Source organism: Rhodococcus sp. 05-2255-1e, assembly GCF_002259025.1.
Lineage (GTDB): Bacteria > Actinomycetota > Actinomycetes > Mycobacteriales > Mycobacteriaceae > Rhodococcoides > Rhodococcoides fascians.
Map to the genome: position 1 here is coordinate 39,892 of NZ_NOZE01000035.1, position 13,739 is coordinate 53,630.

12 protein-coding genes are annotated in these 13,739 nt (G+C 65.1%); 7 read left to right on the plus strand and 5 right to left on the minus strand.

Features of this window, described 5'->3' with window-relative positions:
• Positions 1-44 precede the first annotated feature (44 nt).
• The 7 genes from CH262_RS22165 to CH262_RS22195 all read left to right on the plus strand — a co-directional run bounded on the left by CH262_RS22165 (position 45) and on the right by CH262_RS22195 (position 9,101).
• Positions 45-2,888, plus strand: a complete 2,844-nt coding sequence (locus CH262_RS22165) for a DEAD/DEAH box helicase (RefSeq protein ID WP_032385065.1) — start codon at positions 45-47, stop codon at positions 2,886-2,888.
• Positions 2,888-3,640 (plus strand): SWIM zinc finger family protein, encoded by a 753-nt coding sequence (locus CH262_RS22170; RefSeq protein WP_032385064.1) that lies wholly within the window; start codon positions 2,888-2,890, stop codon positions 3,638-3,640. The genes CH262_RS22165 and CH262_RS22170 overlap by 1 nt, the downstream gene beginning before the upstream one ends.
• A gap of 73 nt (positions 3,641-3,713) precedes the next feature.
• On the plus strand, positions 3,714-5,222 hold the full coding sequence (locus tag CH262_RS22175; protein ID WP_032365569.1) for a CoA-acylating methylmalonate-semialdehyde dehydrogenase: 1,509 nt from the start codon (positions 3,714-3,716) through the stop codon (positions 5,220-5,222).
• Between the two features lie 6 nt (positions 5,223-5,228).
• Positions 5,229-6,368 (plus strand): isobutyryl-CoA dehydrogenase, encoded by a 1,140-nt coding sequence (locus tag CH262_RS22180; protein WP_032383699.1) that lies wholly within the window; start codon positions 5,229-5,231, stop codon positions 6,366-6,368.
• A complete protein-coding gene (locus CH262_RS22185) occupies positions 6,365-7,423 on the plus strand; it encodes an enoyl-CoA hydratase/isomerase family protein (protein WP_032385063.1) in 1,059 nt (352 codons plus the stop codon). The genes CH262_RS22180 and CH262_RS22185 overlap by 4 nt, the downstream gene beginning before the upstream one ends.
• On the plus strand, positions 7,420-8,328 hold the full coding sequence (mmsB, locus tag CH262_RS22190) for a 3-hydroxyisobutyrate dehydrogenase (protein ID WP_027497925.1): 909 nt from the start codon (positions 7,420-7,422) through the stop codon (positions 8,326-8,328). The genes CH262_RS22185 and mmsB overlap by 4 nt, the downstream gene beginning before the upstream one ends.
• Positions 8,325-9,101, plus strand: coding sequence for an enoyl-CoA hydratase (locus CH262_RS22195; RefSeq protein WP_032385062.1), 777 nt, complete (start codon positions 8,325-8,327; stop codon positions 9,099-9,101). Before mmsB ends, CH262_RS22195 begins: the two co-directional genes overlap by 4 nt.
• 147 nt (positions 9,102-9,248) lie before the next feature.
• On the opposite strand, the gene CH262_RS22200 is transcribed toward CH262_RS22195, so the two are convergent.
• The 5 genes from CH262_RS22200 to CH262_RS22220 all read right to left on the minus strand — a co-directional run bounded on the left by CH262_RS22200 (position 9,249) and on the right by CH262_RS22220 (position 13,717).
• Entirely contained in the window at positions 9,249-10,073 is an 825-nt protein-coding gene (locus CH262_RS22200; protein WP_032365572.1) for a hypothetical protein, read from the minus strand.
• Positions 10,074-10,175: 102 nt separating this feature from the next.
• A complete protein-coding gene (locus tag CH262_RS22205; protein WP_032365573.1) occupies positions 10,176-10,709 on the minus strand; it encodes a MarR family winged helix-turn-helix transcriptional regulator in 534 nt (177 codons plus the stop codon).
• A 35-nt stretch (positions 10,710-10,744) separates the two neighbouring features.
• Complete coding sequence (locus CH262_RS22210; RefSeq protein WP_143547155.1) at positions 10,745-12,088, minus strand: DUF2254 domain-containing protein; 1,344 nt, start codon at positions 12,086-12,088, stop codon at positions 10,745-10,747.
• A gap of 106 nt (positions 12,089-12,194) precedes the next feature.
• Positions 12,195-12,782 carry a class I SAM-dependent DNA methyltransferase gene (locus tag CH262_RS22215; RefSeq protein WP_032385061.1) on the minus strand — a complete coding sequence of 196 codons (588 nt, stop codon included), beginning with the start codon at positions 12,780-12,782 and terminating at the stop codon, positions 12,195-12,197.
• Between the two features lie 14 nt (positions 12,783-12,796).
• A complete protein-coding gene (locus CH262_RS22220; RefSeq protein WP_032385060.1) occupies positions 12,797-13,717 on the minus strand; it encodes a hypothetical protein in 921 nt (306 codons plus the stop codon).
• Between the last annotated feature and the right edge of the window lie 22 nt (positions 13,718-13,739).

Below are 13,739 nucleotides of genomic sequence, written 5' to 3' on the forward strand. Positions count from 1 at the left end.
ACATCGGCGCCGGGTATGTCGGTGCGTGCTGGTTGGATGGACCGATGCTGCACGGTCTCTGGTCTCCCGGTGCCGGACTGCTGCTCTGGGACGACGAGATCAGCACCGGAGACGAACCCGACCTACCGGCGACACACTCGCACGTGCTCACCCGCACGTTCCGGCATCGCGCCCGCGTGACGTTTCCCGACTCCACTCGACGCGCCACCCCTCGGGATCCGGTCGAACTTCCGGCGATCGCGCTGGCTCCGCACGATGCGGCCGACCTGTTGCTCCGCACCCCGTCGACCCACCCGCTGATCTCCGGCGACCTCCGGTTCCTGGGTCACGTCGCCCAGGGCATCGAACGGTGGGTCCGGGCCGGACGAGTGGTGCCGGCACTGAAATTGATGGACGGCCAGTGGTGGCCGCGTTGGCGGCTGGTCGGCGGCGAGCGTCAACGCGCCTGGCTCAGCGAGCTCGCTGTTGCGATGCCGTCGGTGCAGCGAGCGAACGAACGACCGAAGAAGCTTCTGGACGACATGGTCGAGGAGCTCACCGACCCGATCGTCAGATCGGTGCTCGGCAAGCCCGACTCCGAGCACCCGTTGCTGTCGGCCCTCGTGCGTGATGATCCGTATCTCGATGGGACGCAGAAGATCTCGACGCTGTTCGACAATTGGCGCGCCAGCCTCACCGTCGACGAACCGGCGCTGGTGCTGCGCCTGCTCGAACCGGACGACCAGGACGGCGAGACGGGCGATGCCGACGGTGCCCCGGACGATGCCGTCGAGTCGTTCTGGACACTTCAGGTGTGCCTGCGCGCGGACGGGGAGGCACCGCGTCCGGTCCCGATGAGCCGCAAGGTCGACGCGACCTTGCTGTCGACGGCAGTGCGCAAACTCGGCGAGGCCGTCGCTGCCTACCCGAGGCTGCGTGATCTGCCCACCCAGGAGGGCACTCTCGACCTGTTGTTGCCGACGTCGGTGGTCATCGATCTCGTCGAACACGGTGCCACTGCGCTGCAGGCCACCGGCACGACGGTCCTGCTGCCGAGGGCCTGGACCAGGTTGGATCCGTCGATGCGATTGCGGGTCGAGTCACCCGCGGTGACCAAAGCTGCGGCCGATCGTGCCGTCGGTATGGACGAGCTGGTGTCGTACGACTGGCAACTGCAGCTGGGCGACATGGTGCTCACCGAAGCGGAGATGAACCGGCTTGCCGTCTCGAAGGGCGACCTCGTCCGCCTGCGCGGGCAATGGGTGCTCGCCGACGGGGGACAGCTGGCGCGGGCCGCGAAGTACGTCGCCGAGCATCACGGCGACGGGACTGCGCTCAGCACGCTGATGCGTGAGATGACGTTGGCCGATCCGCCTCCGGCTCCGGTCCAGGACATCCGCGCTACCGGCTGGGCGGCAACGTTGCTCGAACCCGGGGCGGTTCCGGAAACCATCCCGGTGCCCGACGGTGTCCGAGCGACTCTGCGGCCCTACCAGCAACGCGGTCTCGACTGGCTCGCGTTCATGAGCCGACTCGGTCTCGGTGCCGTGCTCGCCGACGACATGGGCCTGGGCAAGACACTGCAGGTGCTCACGCTGCTCGCTCACGAGAACAGTGCGACTCCGACGCTGTTGGTGGCCCCGATGTCGGTGGTCGGTAACTGGCAACGTGAGGCCGCGAAATTCACTCCTGCACTGCGTGTTCTGGTGCACCACGGTCCGACGCGGTTACGCGACGAGGAGCTCGATCGAGCGATCGCGGAGCACGACCTGATCGTCACCACGTACGCATTGATGGCCAAGGACCGCGCGCAGTTGGCCGCACAGACGTGGCGTCGCGTGGTTCTCGACGAGGCGCAGCACATCAAGAATGCAGGCACCGTGCAGGCGAAGGCGGCGCTGGCCATTCCGGCCGATCACAAATTGGCGCTCACCGGGACACCGGTGGAGAACCGGCTGGACGAGCTGAGGTCCATTCTGGATTTCGCGAACCCGGGCATGCTGGGGCGGCCGTCGGACTTCAGGAAGCGGTTCTCGGTGCCGATCGAGCGGGAGAACGACGAGAACGCGGTCTCGCGGCTGCGTGCCATCACGTCACCGTTCATTCTGCGTCGCGTCAAAACCGATCCCACGGTCATCTCGGATCTGCCGGAGAAGAACGAAATGACCGTGCGCGCCAACCTCACTGCCGAGCAGGCAGCGTTGTACAAGGCCGTCGTCGACGAGATGATGGCCCAGATCGCGGATGCGAAGGGCATGAAGCGCAAGGGTGCGGTGCTCTCGGCCCTCACCCGCCTCAAACAGGTGTGCAACCATCCCGCGCATTTCCTGTCCGACGGCTCGTCGGTACTCAAGCGAGGTCAGCACCGTTCCGGAAAGATCGGCTTGGTGGAGGACATGCTCGATTCCGTTCTCGGTGACAACGAGAAGGCGTTGTTGTTCACGCAGTTTCGAGAGTTCGGTGAGCTCGTGGCACCGTATTTCGCCGAGCGTTTCGGAGTTCAGGTGCCGTTCCTGCACGGCGGCGTGAGCAAGGGCAAGCGCGATGAGATGGTCGAGAAGTTCCAGAGCGACGACGGTCCGCCGATCATGATGCTCTCGCTCAAGGCCGGTGGTACCGGGCTCAACCTCACTGCCGCCAATCATGTTGTGCACCTCGATCGTTGGTGGAATCCGGCGGTGGAGAACCAGGCGACCGACCGCGCCTTCCGTATCGGCCAGCGCAAGAATGTGATGGTGCGCAAGCTGCTGTGTGTGGGCACCGTGGAGGAACGCATCGATTCGATGCTGGTGTCCAAACAGGACTTGGCGGACCTGGCGGTGGGCACCGGTGAGAGCTGGGTGACCGAGATGGACACTGCGGAACTGCAGGAACTGTTTCGTCTCAGCGAAGACGCGGTGGGGGAGTGATGGCCGACTTCTCGCAGTACGGTAAGCGTCGACAAGCCAAGGGCGGCATCGAGTCTCGTAACAAGCGCGGAGCCTTCGGGCAGACGTGGTGGGGCAGGCACTTCGTCGCCGCGATGGAAGATCTCGCCGATCCGGGCCGGATCGCACGGGGCCGGACCTATGCCCGCCAGGGTCAGGTGCTCACTCTCGGCGTCGAACGTGGGCAGATCTACGGTGAGGTGCAGGGCAGTCAGCTCGAGCCGTTCTCGGCGTCGGTCAGTGTCGAGCCGCTCACCGAAGGCGAGGTGGCCGCGCTCGTCGGCCGAGTGCGATCCAACCCCGGCATGCTGGCGGAACTCGCGTCCAACGCGATCCCTCAGGCGCTGGCGTCGGTGCTGCTTCCTCACGACAAGGGGCAACTGGATTTCGACTGTTCGTGCCCCGACGACGGGTGGCCGTGCAAACACGCGGCAGCGCTGATGTACATCGCCGCCGAGCACATCGACGCGTCCGCGGGGACGATCCTGACACTGCGCGGTGTCGATCTGGATCAGTTGATCGAGGGGGTCGGCGACAGCGACGAGGAGTTCGACCCGGACGACTGGTTCGGCGATCGTGCGGCGTTCCCCGAACTTCCGAAAGTGTCGTTCGCTCCGGCGACGGACGATCTCGATCCGCTGATCCTGCGCAGAATCTTTCGCGCCGACGGTTCGATGGAGGCGGAAGTCAGCCGGGCCTGCGCTGATCTGCGCGCGTTCTACGACCGAATGTGACCGCTCCTGGACTTACATGGACATCCGACTATAGGATGAGCGTACTTAATTCCACGCTCGAGGACGGACACCCATGGCTCGCGAACTCACGCACTTCATCGGCGGCAAGCATGTCGCCGGCACCTCCGGACAGTTCGGGGACGTGTTCGATCCCAATACCGGTGAGGTGCAGGCCCGGGTGCCCCTGGCCGACGTATCCGAGGTCGAGGCCGCCATCGCCGACGCCGAGCAGGCGCAGCGTGAGTGGGCGAAGTGGAACCCGCAGCGGCGCGCTCGGGTGCTGATGAAGTTCCTCGCGCTCGTCACCCGCGACACCGAAGAACTCGCGCGGCTGCTCTCGTCGGAGCACGGCAAGACCATCGCCGACGCCAAGGGCGACATCCAGCGTGGCGTCGAGGTCGTCGAGTTCGCCGTCGGTGTTCCGCACCTGCTCAAGGGTGAGTACACCGAGGGTGCGGGTGGCGGTATCGACGTCTATTCGATGCGGCAGCCGCTCGGTGTCGTCGCCGGCATCACCCCGTTCAACTTCCCGGCGATGATTCCGCTGTGGAAGGCCGGCCCGGCCATCGCCTGCGGTAACGCCTTCATTCTCAAGCCCTCCGAGCGTGACCCGTCGGTCCCGCTCAAGCTTGCCGAGCTCTTCCTCGAGGCAGGTCTACCGCCGGGTGTGTTCAACGTGGTCAACGGCGGCAAGGATGCCGTCGACGTGCTTCTCACCGACGATCGCGTCAAGGCGATCGGCTTCGTCGGATCGACGCCCATCGCGCAGTACATCTACGAGACGGCGGCGCAGCACGGCAAGCGCGCACAGTGCTTCGGTGGAGCGAAGAACCACGCTTTGGTGATGCCCGATGCCGATCTCGACGAGGTCGCCGACGCTCTGCTCGGAGCCGCATACGGTTCGGCCGGCGAGCGGTGCATGGCGATTTCCGTCGCGGTTCCCGTCGGTGAGGAGACGGCCGACGCGTTGGTCGCCAAACTGACCGAGCGAGTGGCGAAACTGAAGATCGGCCGCAGCGACGACGAGAACGCGGACTTCGGCCCGCTCGTCGGTAGCGATGCGTTGAAGCGCGTCAACGACTACACCCAGATCGGTGTGGACGAGGGTGCCGAGTTGGTCGTCGATGGACGCGGATTCAGTCTCGAGGGCCACGAGGGCGGATTCTTCGCCGGCGCAACGCTGTTCGACAAGGTGACCACCGACATGCGCATCTACAAGGAAGAGATCTTCGGTCCGGTCCTGATCGTCGTGCGCGCGAAGGACTACGAGGACGCGCTGCGTCTGCCGTCCGAACACGAGTACGGAAACGGCGTCTCGATCTTCACCCGCGACGGCGACACCGCTCGCGACTTCTGCTCCCGCGTCCAGGTGGGCATGGTGGGAGTCAACGTGCCGATTCCGGTGCCGATCGCGTACCACACGTTCGGTGGTTGGAAGCGTTCGGGATTCGGCGATCTCAACCAGCACGGACCGGATTCCATCCGCTTCTACACCAAGACCAAGACCGTCACTCAGCGTTGGCCGTCGGGCACCAAGGAAGCAGCTGCGCAGAATCACTTCGTCATTCCGAACATGGACTGATCGACGATGTTCACGTTGAACGAGGACGAGCGTGCCATCAACGACACTGCTCGTGATTTCGCGGACGAGTTCCTCGCACCGAACGCCGTCGAATGGGATCAGCAGAAGCACTTTCCGGTGGACGTGCTGCGCAAGGCTGCTGCTCTCGGGATGGGCGGCATCTACATTCGTGAAGACGTGGGCGGATCGGGTCTGACCCGCGTCGACGCGGTGCGCATTTTCGAGCAACTCGCCACCGGTGACCCGTCCATCGCGGCCTACATTTCCATCCACAACATGGTCGCCTGGATGATCGACACGTACGGCGACGACGAGCAACGGCAGCGCTGGCTTCCGGGGCTGTGCTCGATGGACCAGCTCGGTAGCTACTGCCTCACCGAACCCGGCGCTGGATCCGATGCGGCAAAGCTCGGTACCAAGGCCGTCCGCGACGGTGACGAGTACGTGCTGGACGGCGTCAAGCAGTTCATCTCCGGCGCAGGCACTTCCGAGGTGTACGTCGTCATGGCCCGCACCGGAGCGCCGGGTCCCCGCGGCATCTCGGCGTTCATCGTGCCGAAGGACACGGCGGGACTGTCGTTCGGAGCGAACGAGAAGAAGATGGGATGGAACGCTCAACCCACCCGCCAGGTGATCTTCGAAGGTGCCCGCGTTCCTGCTGCCAACTTGCTCGGCGGCGAGGGCGACGGATTTCGGATCGCGATGAACGGGCTCAACGGCGGACGCATCAACATCGCCGCATGCTCGATCGGCGGCGCACAGTCCGCTCTCGACAAGGCCGTGTCCTACCTCGCCGACCGCAACGCATTCGGCGCCAGGTTGCTCGACTCGCAGGCCCTGCAGTTTCGACTGGCAGATTTCAAGACCGAGCTCGAAGCTGCCCGAACTCTGCTGTGGCGAGCAGCGGACGGGTTGCAGAACAATGCAGCCGACAAGGTCGAGATGTGTGCGATGGCCAAACGTTTCGGTACCGATACCGGCTTCGAGGTCGCCAACGGGGCGTTGCAGTTGCTCGGCGGATACGGTTATCTCGCCGAGTACGGTGTCGAGAAAATCGTTCGCGACCTTCGGGTCCACCAGATTCTGGAAGGTACCAACGAGATCATGCGCGTGGTCGTAGCTCGCTCCATCGTGGGTGCAGCATGAGCGATGTCCTACTGGAGGTTTCGGGCGGGATCGGTCGCATCACTCTGAACCGCCCCAAAGCGATCAACGCACTCTCGCATGCGATGGTGCAGCAGATAGCTCCGGCGTTGGCGCAGTGGGCAACCGACGACAGCGTCGACGTCGTCCTGTTGACCGGAGCCGGCGAGCGAGGATTGTGCGCGGGCGGCGACATAGTCTCGATCTACCACGACGCCAAGGACGGCGGTAGCGGGAGCAAGGACTTCTGGCGCGACGAGTACGTGCTCAACGCCGCGATCGCCCGCTTCCCCAAGCCCTTCGTCGCGATCATGGACGGCATCGTCATGGGCGGTGGCGTCGGGCTCTCGGCCCACGCGAACACCCGCATCGTGACCGAACGTTCGAAGATCGCGATGCCCGAGGTCGGCATCGGATTCATTCCCGATGTCGGTGGCACCTACCTTCTTTCGCGTGCGCCCGGCGAAACCGGTACCCACTTCGCGCTCACCACGGCGCGGATGAATGCGGCCGACGCCATCGCGGTCGGATTCGCCGATCACTACATTCCGTCGGACAAGCTCGAGGAGTTCTACATCGCCCTCGAGACGGTCAGCGTCGGGGAGGCCGTCGACACGTTCAGCGAGTCGGCTCCGGAATCCACCGTCGCGGCTCAGCAGGAATGGATCGACGAGTGCTACGCCGGTGACGACATTCAGGGCATCGTCGACGCTCTGGCTGCATCGCCGGTGCCGGAGGCGCAGCAGGCGGCAAAGGACATCGCGTCCAAATCGCCGGTGTCTCTTGCGGTGACGCTGCGGTCGCTGCGACGGGCGGCGACGCTGCCCTCCCTCGAGGCCGTGCTCGACGAGGAGTACCGCGTGTCGGTCGCCTCGCTGAGCAGTCACGATCTGGTCGAGGGAATTCGGGCGCAGGTCGTCGACAAGGATCGCAATCCCCAGTGGCAGCCGGCCACGTCGGCGGATGTTACTGCCGAGGACGTCGACCGATACTTCGCGCCCCTGGGCGACGCCGAACTCGGTCTGTCGAAAGCACTTACAGAAGGTGAGCAGTCATGAGCGAGAAGACGATCGGATTCATCGGCCTCGGGCACATGGGTGGACCGATGGCCGCCAACCTGGCTGCGGCCGGGTACACGGTGCAGGGCTTCGATCTTGTTCCCGCGGCGCTGGAGCAGGCCACGAAGGACGGCGTCACTGTGGTGGAGTCCGCGGTTGCGGCCGTCGCCGGAGCCGACATCGTGATCACGATGTTGCCGAACGGAAAATTGGTACTCGGGCTGTACGGGGACCTGCTTCCGGCCGCGGCACCGGGGACGTTGTTCATCGATTCGTCGACCATCGACGTCGCCGACGCGCATGCCGCGCACCGGCTGGTGCACGAGGCCGGACACCGTAGCCTCGACGCTCCGGTCTCGGGCGGTGTCGGGGGAGCGGCCGCAGGCACGCTCACGTTCATGGTCGGTGGTTCGGAGGACGATTTCGCCTCCGCCGCTGCCGTTCTCGACGTCATGGGCCGCAAGGTCGTGCACTGTGGACCGGCGGGCAACGGTCAGGCCGCCAAGATCTGCAACAACATGATTCTCGGCGTATCGATGATTGCCATCAGCGAGGCCTTCGTGTTGGGCGAGAAGCTCGGCTTGAGCAATCAGGCGCTCTTCGACGTGGCATCGACTGCGTCCGGCCAATGCTGGGCATTGACGACCAATTGCCCGGTGCCCGGTCCGGTTCCGACGAGCCCGGCGAACAACGAGTACAAGCCCGGATTCGCGGCGGCCCTCATGGACAAGGATCTGGGTCTGGCTGCGAATGCACTGCGCGACAACGGGGTCGAGGGAGTACTCGGACTTCGTGCAGCCGAGCTCTACGCTCGGTTCAAGGAAACGTCCGGCGGCGGAACCGACGTGGACTTCTCCGGCATCATCAACGACATCCGCGAACGCTCGAACGGAGCTGCTCAGTGACCGACCGCGAAACCATCCTGCTCGAACGCCGGGGACGCGTCGGCATCATCACGCTGAACCGTCCGAAAGCATTGAACGCGTTGAACTCTCAGTTGATGCGTGAGGTCGTTTCGGTGGTCGAGGAGCTCGATGCAGATTCCGAGATCGGTGCCATTCTGATCACCGGATCCGAACGGGCCTTCGCGGCCGGGGCCGACATCAAGGAAATGCAGCCCAAGTCGTACATGGACGTGTACCTCGACGACTTCTTCGCGGCGTGGGATCGACTGGCCGCGGCGCGGACGCCCCTCATCGCGGCGGTCTCCGGTTATGCACTCGGTGGCGGCTGCGAACTCGCGATGCTGTGTGACGTTCTGATCGCCTCCGACACCGCCGTATTCGGACAACCCGAGATCAAGCTCGGCGTCATTCCGGGAATCGGTGGCTCGCAGCGCCTGACGCGTGCGGTGGGCAAGGCCAAAGCCATGGAGATGTGCCTGACCGGCCGGAACATGAAGGTCGAGGAAGCCGAGCGAGCAGGATTGGTCTCGCGCATCGTGCCGGTCGCGGATCTCCTCGACGACGCCATCGCAACCGCGACCACGATCGCCGAGATGTCGCTACCGGTTGCCATGATGGCGAAGGAAGCAGTGAACCGATCGTTCGAGTCGAGCCTTCGTGAGGGAGTTCTGTTCGAGCGCCGCGTGTTTCATTCGACGTTCGCCACGGAGGATCAGAAGGAAGGCATGTCGGCTTTCATCGAGAAGCGCACGCCCAACTTCCAGCACCGGTAGTGCTGGCCGCTCTTTCGGGTCGTTCCGCGGGTTCCACTCGCGTGCTTTCGGGTCGTTCCGCGGGCTCCACTCGTGCTTTCGGGTCGTTCCGCGGGCTCCACTCCCACCCCGACCGGTCGTTCCGCAGGCTCCACTCCCGGGGCCGTCCTACCTGTCGGGGGACAGGAGGGCGGCCCCGCGGGCCGAGACCAGCTCGGGCATCGTCGGCACCAGGGTCGTCAGGCCGGTCCGCAGTTCGAGAGACCGCGCTATCGAGGTGATGTTCGCGCCGCCGCCGACCACGACGATGGACTGCGGCCTGGCACCGGACAATTCGATGGTCTGCTCCACCAGCATGCCTGCGTAACGGACGGGTCCCGCGATCAGATCGTCGAAGTCGCGCCGTGTCAGCACATGCCGTGCAGTGCCGGCTGGGTCCGTGGTGCTGACGACGGAATCGATGCTCAGTTGCTCTTTGATGGACCGGCTGGCGTCGATTCCGACGCGAACGCCGTTGGACGAGAGCAGCCGGCGCACCGAGTGATCGAGATCGTCGCCGCAGAACGTCGCGGTGCGCCGCGTCATGAGGGTGCGTGTGGACGCGAGATCGATGACGGTGACCGTGGTCCCGGTACTACCGATGTCGCACAGCACGGTGACGCCGTGATTGGGGACCAGCCCGATGAATCGTAGAAACCTCACTTGCGCAGCGGTTTCCGGAACGAGTGAGGCCGTGCGAGCGGTACCTCGGGTGGCGACCGTGCCGGGATCGGTGGCCACCCGGTAGGCAATGGCAGAGAACTGGACCGGGAGCGACATCGTCGCGGCGATGGAATGGATGGCATCGACGCCGGTGGCGATCGTGGTGGCCAGCGACTGCCCGGGAGCGCGGCGCACCGTCCGCGACACGATGGGTGTGCGGTGGGGGCTGTCCAGATACGTCAGAATTGCGCGAGCACCGTGCGCACCCGCTCCGACCCCCAACACCAGCACCCCGCCCCGCCCTTCAGCAGACCGACTCCGGCCTGTTCCCGGAGCAATTGGACCACGAACGGTACGGCTGTGCCATTGTCTTGTGACGAGTCACCATCGAACTCAGAACGATGTGGTGATGTCATCACTGTCGAAATCGCCTGCATCCGAACGCAGTTCCGCGAGGATGCGCACCAGCGCCATCAGCTTGTCGCGCGCGAGCCCGGGCTTGGCGAACACCAGCGTGTTCAGGCGCTCGGTGGCTTCGACCGCCAACGTGCGCCCCTGCTCGGTGATTTCGACCAGGGTTGTCCGTCGATCGCTGGGATGGGGAATGCGGCGCACGTAGCCGACCGATTCGAGGCGGTCCACCGCGTTGGTCACACTGGTGGGGTGCACTTGCAGTCGGGCACTGGCCTTCGCCATCGGTAGCGCGCCGTTCTTGGTGAACGTCAACAACGTCAGCAACTCGTAGCGCGAAAACGTCAGTCCCGTCGGCTTGAGCGCTTCCTCGACCCGGGCCAGCATGATCTGCTGCGCGCGCATCAGCGAGGTGACCGCGGCCATACCGTCGGCGGCATCGGACCACCCGTGCTTGGTCCACTGACGGTGGGCCTCTGCAATGGGGTCGAGGGGAAGCGGCGACGGTGCTGGCATACAGACCATCCTCCCACGGTGCCCGGTTCGAGCGTCTACCGAATGACGGTGCGAAGTACCGCGAGTGGTACCCGATCGGTGATCGCTGCGCGAGTCCGCGAAATCTGCTCGCGGGCATCGGCTGTGCGTGCGCTGTCTATCTCGTCGACGGTCAGGGCGGCGTCCAACAGGCTCAATTGCGCCAGCACGGCGTCGACATCGTCGGTGGAGCGCGCAGCGCGGCCGACCCTCTCGGCGAGACGAATTCCGGCCTGGACCACCATGGGACTGCCGGTCCCGTAGATGCGCACCGCATCGAGCGCATGGTCGATCAGGATCGAGACGGGCACCCGCCGCACGATCAGTCGCACCTCTCCGTCGGTTCCACGCCGTCCGCGTGACGGTGCCGGCCGTTGGACCAGTGCAACGAGTCCGACGGAGAGATCGTCGATGGCGTTACGCGCCGTGTAGGGGTCGTTGACCCCGGTGGACAGCGCCCGGACCGCCATCTCCGTCATCTGCTCGACGGCGAACGCGATGTCGTGGCGTGGCGTCCTACTGGTACCGATGTCGAAAGAAGAGCGGACTCGGTCGATCGATGCGTCGGATATGTCGGCCGAGCGGTCGGCGAGAATGTCGACGAGCGGTTCGCCGGAGACGATGTGCTCGCCCGGGACCCGATGAATTTCGATCAGCGTGCCGTTGTCGGTCGCGATGCCCAGCAGTGCGTCCTCGTCGATGTCGATGATCACCCCGGATGTCTCGGCCAGGACCGTCACGTAGACAGGTGGTTTCGAGATGCCGTCGATCGATGCGGCGTCGTCGGGAAGATCGGTCGGGTAGAGAGAGTCGACGGATTCCGACAACTCGTCGCGGACTCTCGCGGACAGGGTGGCCACCTGAATCGACTGCGCGATGTGGTGGATGAAGTAGACGAGCACGCCCACGTCGACGACGGCGAGCGCGACGGCCACGTTGACGGCGATGTCCGGGACGAACACCGAACCATCGGATTCGATCGAACGAATCGACCGCAGCACCATCAGCGAGTACAGGAACGTCGCCCCGAAGATCCCCAGTACCACTTGATTTCCGCGGTCCGCCATGAAGTTTCGCACCAGGCGGGGGCCGTACGAGGAACTGGCCGTGGCGAGGACGGAGATGGTGATGGAGAACGACGTCGCAGCCACCCCCAGCATCGAGCCACCGATCGCCCCGAGGATGTCCCGGCTGCCACTCGCGCCGACGTGATAGAGCAACGAACCCGTCAGGTCCACGCGGGTGTCGAGTAGGTAGCGATCGAGGCTGACGAGCGCCTGCGCCAGTAGGAGTGCGAGAACTCCGAGGACGGCGGGAATGAACCAGAACGACTCCCGCAACCGCGCTATGTGTTCCTTCATGAGCGACAGTCTTCCCGCCCAGGAACGAATCGACACCCGCACGTCGAATCCCGCCGCTCGCTCCGTTCGATCGAGGCCGGCCGACACTGGCCGGTCTCGTTTCGTCTCAAGCGAGCAGAGCAGGCTTTCGTGCCACGGTGACGGCCCAGTCCGCGTCGGGGCGCCAGGGCCGCAGGTCCCACGTGGAGAACCGATGTTCGACGAAAAATCCGACGGCAGTGAGATCCTCGTGGAGTTCGTCGGCTGTGTATGCCCGGTCGGTGGCGAAGCCGGTGACGAACACTCCGCCGTCGTTCAGATGTGCCCAGATGCGTTCGAGCGCAGCACGTTCGGTGCCGGGCTCCAGAAAAACCAACACGTTGCCGGCCGCGACGACCGCGTCGAACGTGCGATTCAACTCGAGCGTGGTCAGATCCGCGAGATGCACGTCGAGTGCGGGGTGACTACGCGCCTTCTCGACCAGAATCGGATCGAGATCCACGGCGGTGACGTGGTGGCCACGTCGCGCCAGTTCGGCACCGAGTCTGCCCGTACCGCAGCCGGCGTCGAGAATGTCCGACGCGGGGGAGACCACCGCGTCGACCATGCGGGCCTCACCGTGCAGATCCACGCCGCGTTCGGCCAGACGATCGAATCGCTCGATGTACCGGGCGGAGTCGTCGGCGGAGTTCTCGGCTTGCCAGCGTGTGGTCATGCCGCCAGGGTAGGTCAGCTCGGTTCGTCGAGGGCCGACCGGGCTTCGGTCACGCGTGCCCGGGCCGCCTCGAGCGCCTCCGCCGTCGACTCTGCCTGTTCGACGCTTTTTCTCTCCGCGGCCCGCGCTGCCTTCGCTGTGGCTCTCGCGGCCTCCAGCTCGGCTTCGAGTCTCTCGACTTCTGCTGTGGCGCTGCGTCGTTCGGACGCGGCTCGCTCCGTGCCCTGGTCGGCAGCGTCGGCCGCATCACGTGCGGCATCGAATGCGGTGACGGCAGAGTCGAGTTCGGCAACCAGGCGATCGTGTTCGGCCTGGCGCAGCCGCTCGGCTTCGTTCTCGGCATCGGATTCCGCTGCGGACTCGGGCGCGTCATCGGCAATGTCCGGTTCGCCGTCGTCCTCGGTCTCGGTCTCGGTCTCAGGAGGATCCGGAACGAGCGAGAGCAGCGCGGGGCCGAAGCCGCTGTATGTCTCGGCCACCACCGTTCGGCCCGCACGAACCCGGTCGCGGATCTCCGGATCGGCCATTGCGGCATTGAGGGTGTTGGATACCTCGCGCGCCGCGTTGTCGCCGACGGTCACGCCACGTTCGCGACCCAATGCCACGGCTCGATCGGTGAGCGCGCGTATCGAAGCGCTTCGAGCGGTGGACAACTCACGCAGTCGATGACCGTCGCCGCGTTGCTGAGCCCGTTCGAGTTCGGCACCGAGGTCGAACAACTCGGCGACCGCGGATTCGTCCTGACGAGCGAGTGTGTTCACCAACCAGGCCACGACAGTGGGTTTACGGAGTCCGCCGATACGCGTGGCACCGGACTTGTCTCCGGCCTTCTTGAACCGGGTCACATACGCCGATCGGTGCGACACGAAGTCGGCGGGTGGCAGTGAATACAGCTCGTCGATGACGGTGTCGATATCGGGGAGATCCTCGGACATGTGAACAGTCCGTCTCGTTCGA

What these genes read in the sequence shown, in the direction of transcription:
- CH262_RS22165 (WP_032385065.1), top strand. Translation starts at nt 45, where the DNA reads ATGCTGCACGGTCTCTGGTCTCCCGGTGCCGGACTGCTGCTCTGGGAC.
- CH262_RS22170 (WP_032385064.1), top strand. Translation starts at nt 2,888, where the DNA reads ATGGCCGACTTCTCGCAGTACGGTAAGCGTCGACAAGCCAAGGGCGGC.
- CH262_RS22175 (WP_032365569.1), top strand. Translation starts at nt 3,714, where the DNA reads ATGGCTCGCGAACTCACGCACTTCATCGGCGGCAAGCATGTCGCCGGC.
- CH262_RS22180 (WP_032383699.1), top strand. Translation starts at nt 5,229, where the DNA reads ATGTTCACGTTGAACGAGGACGAGCGTGCCATCAACGACACTGCTCGT.
- CH262_RS22185 (WP_032385063.1), top strand. Translation starts at nt 6,365, where the DNA reads ATGAGCGATGTCCTACTGGAGGTTTCGGGCGGGATCGGTCGCATCACT.
- mmsB (WP_027497925.1), top strand. Translation starts at nt 7,420, where the DNA reads ATGAGCGAGAAGACGATCGGATTCATCGGCCTCGGGCACATGGGTGGA.
- CH262_RS22205 (WP_032365573.1), bottom strand. Translation starts at nt 10,709, where the DNA reads ATGCCAGCACCGTCGCCGCTTCCCCTCGACCCCATTGCAGAGGCCCAC.
- CH262_RS22210 (WP_143547155.1), bottom strand. Translation starts at nt 12,088, where the DNA reads ATGAAGGAACACATAGCGCGGTTGCGGGAGTCGTTCTGGTTCATTCCC.
- CH262_RS22215 (WP_032385061.1), bottom strand. Translation starts at nt 12,782, where the DNA reads ATGACCACACGCTGGCAAGCCGAGAACTCCGCCGACGACTCCGCCCGG.
- CH262_RS22220 (WP_032385060.1), bottom strand. Translation starts at nt 13,717, where the DNA reads ATGTCCGAGGATCTCCCCGATATCGACACCGTCATCGACGAGCTGTAT.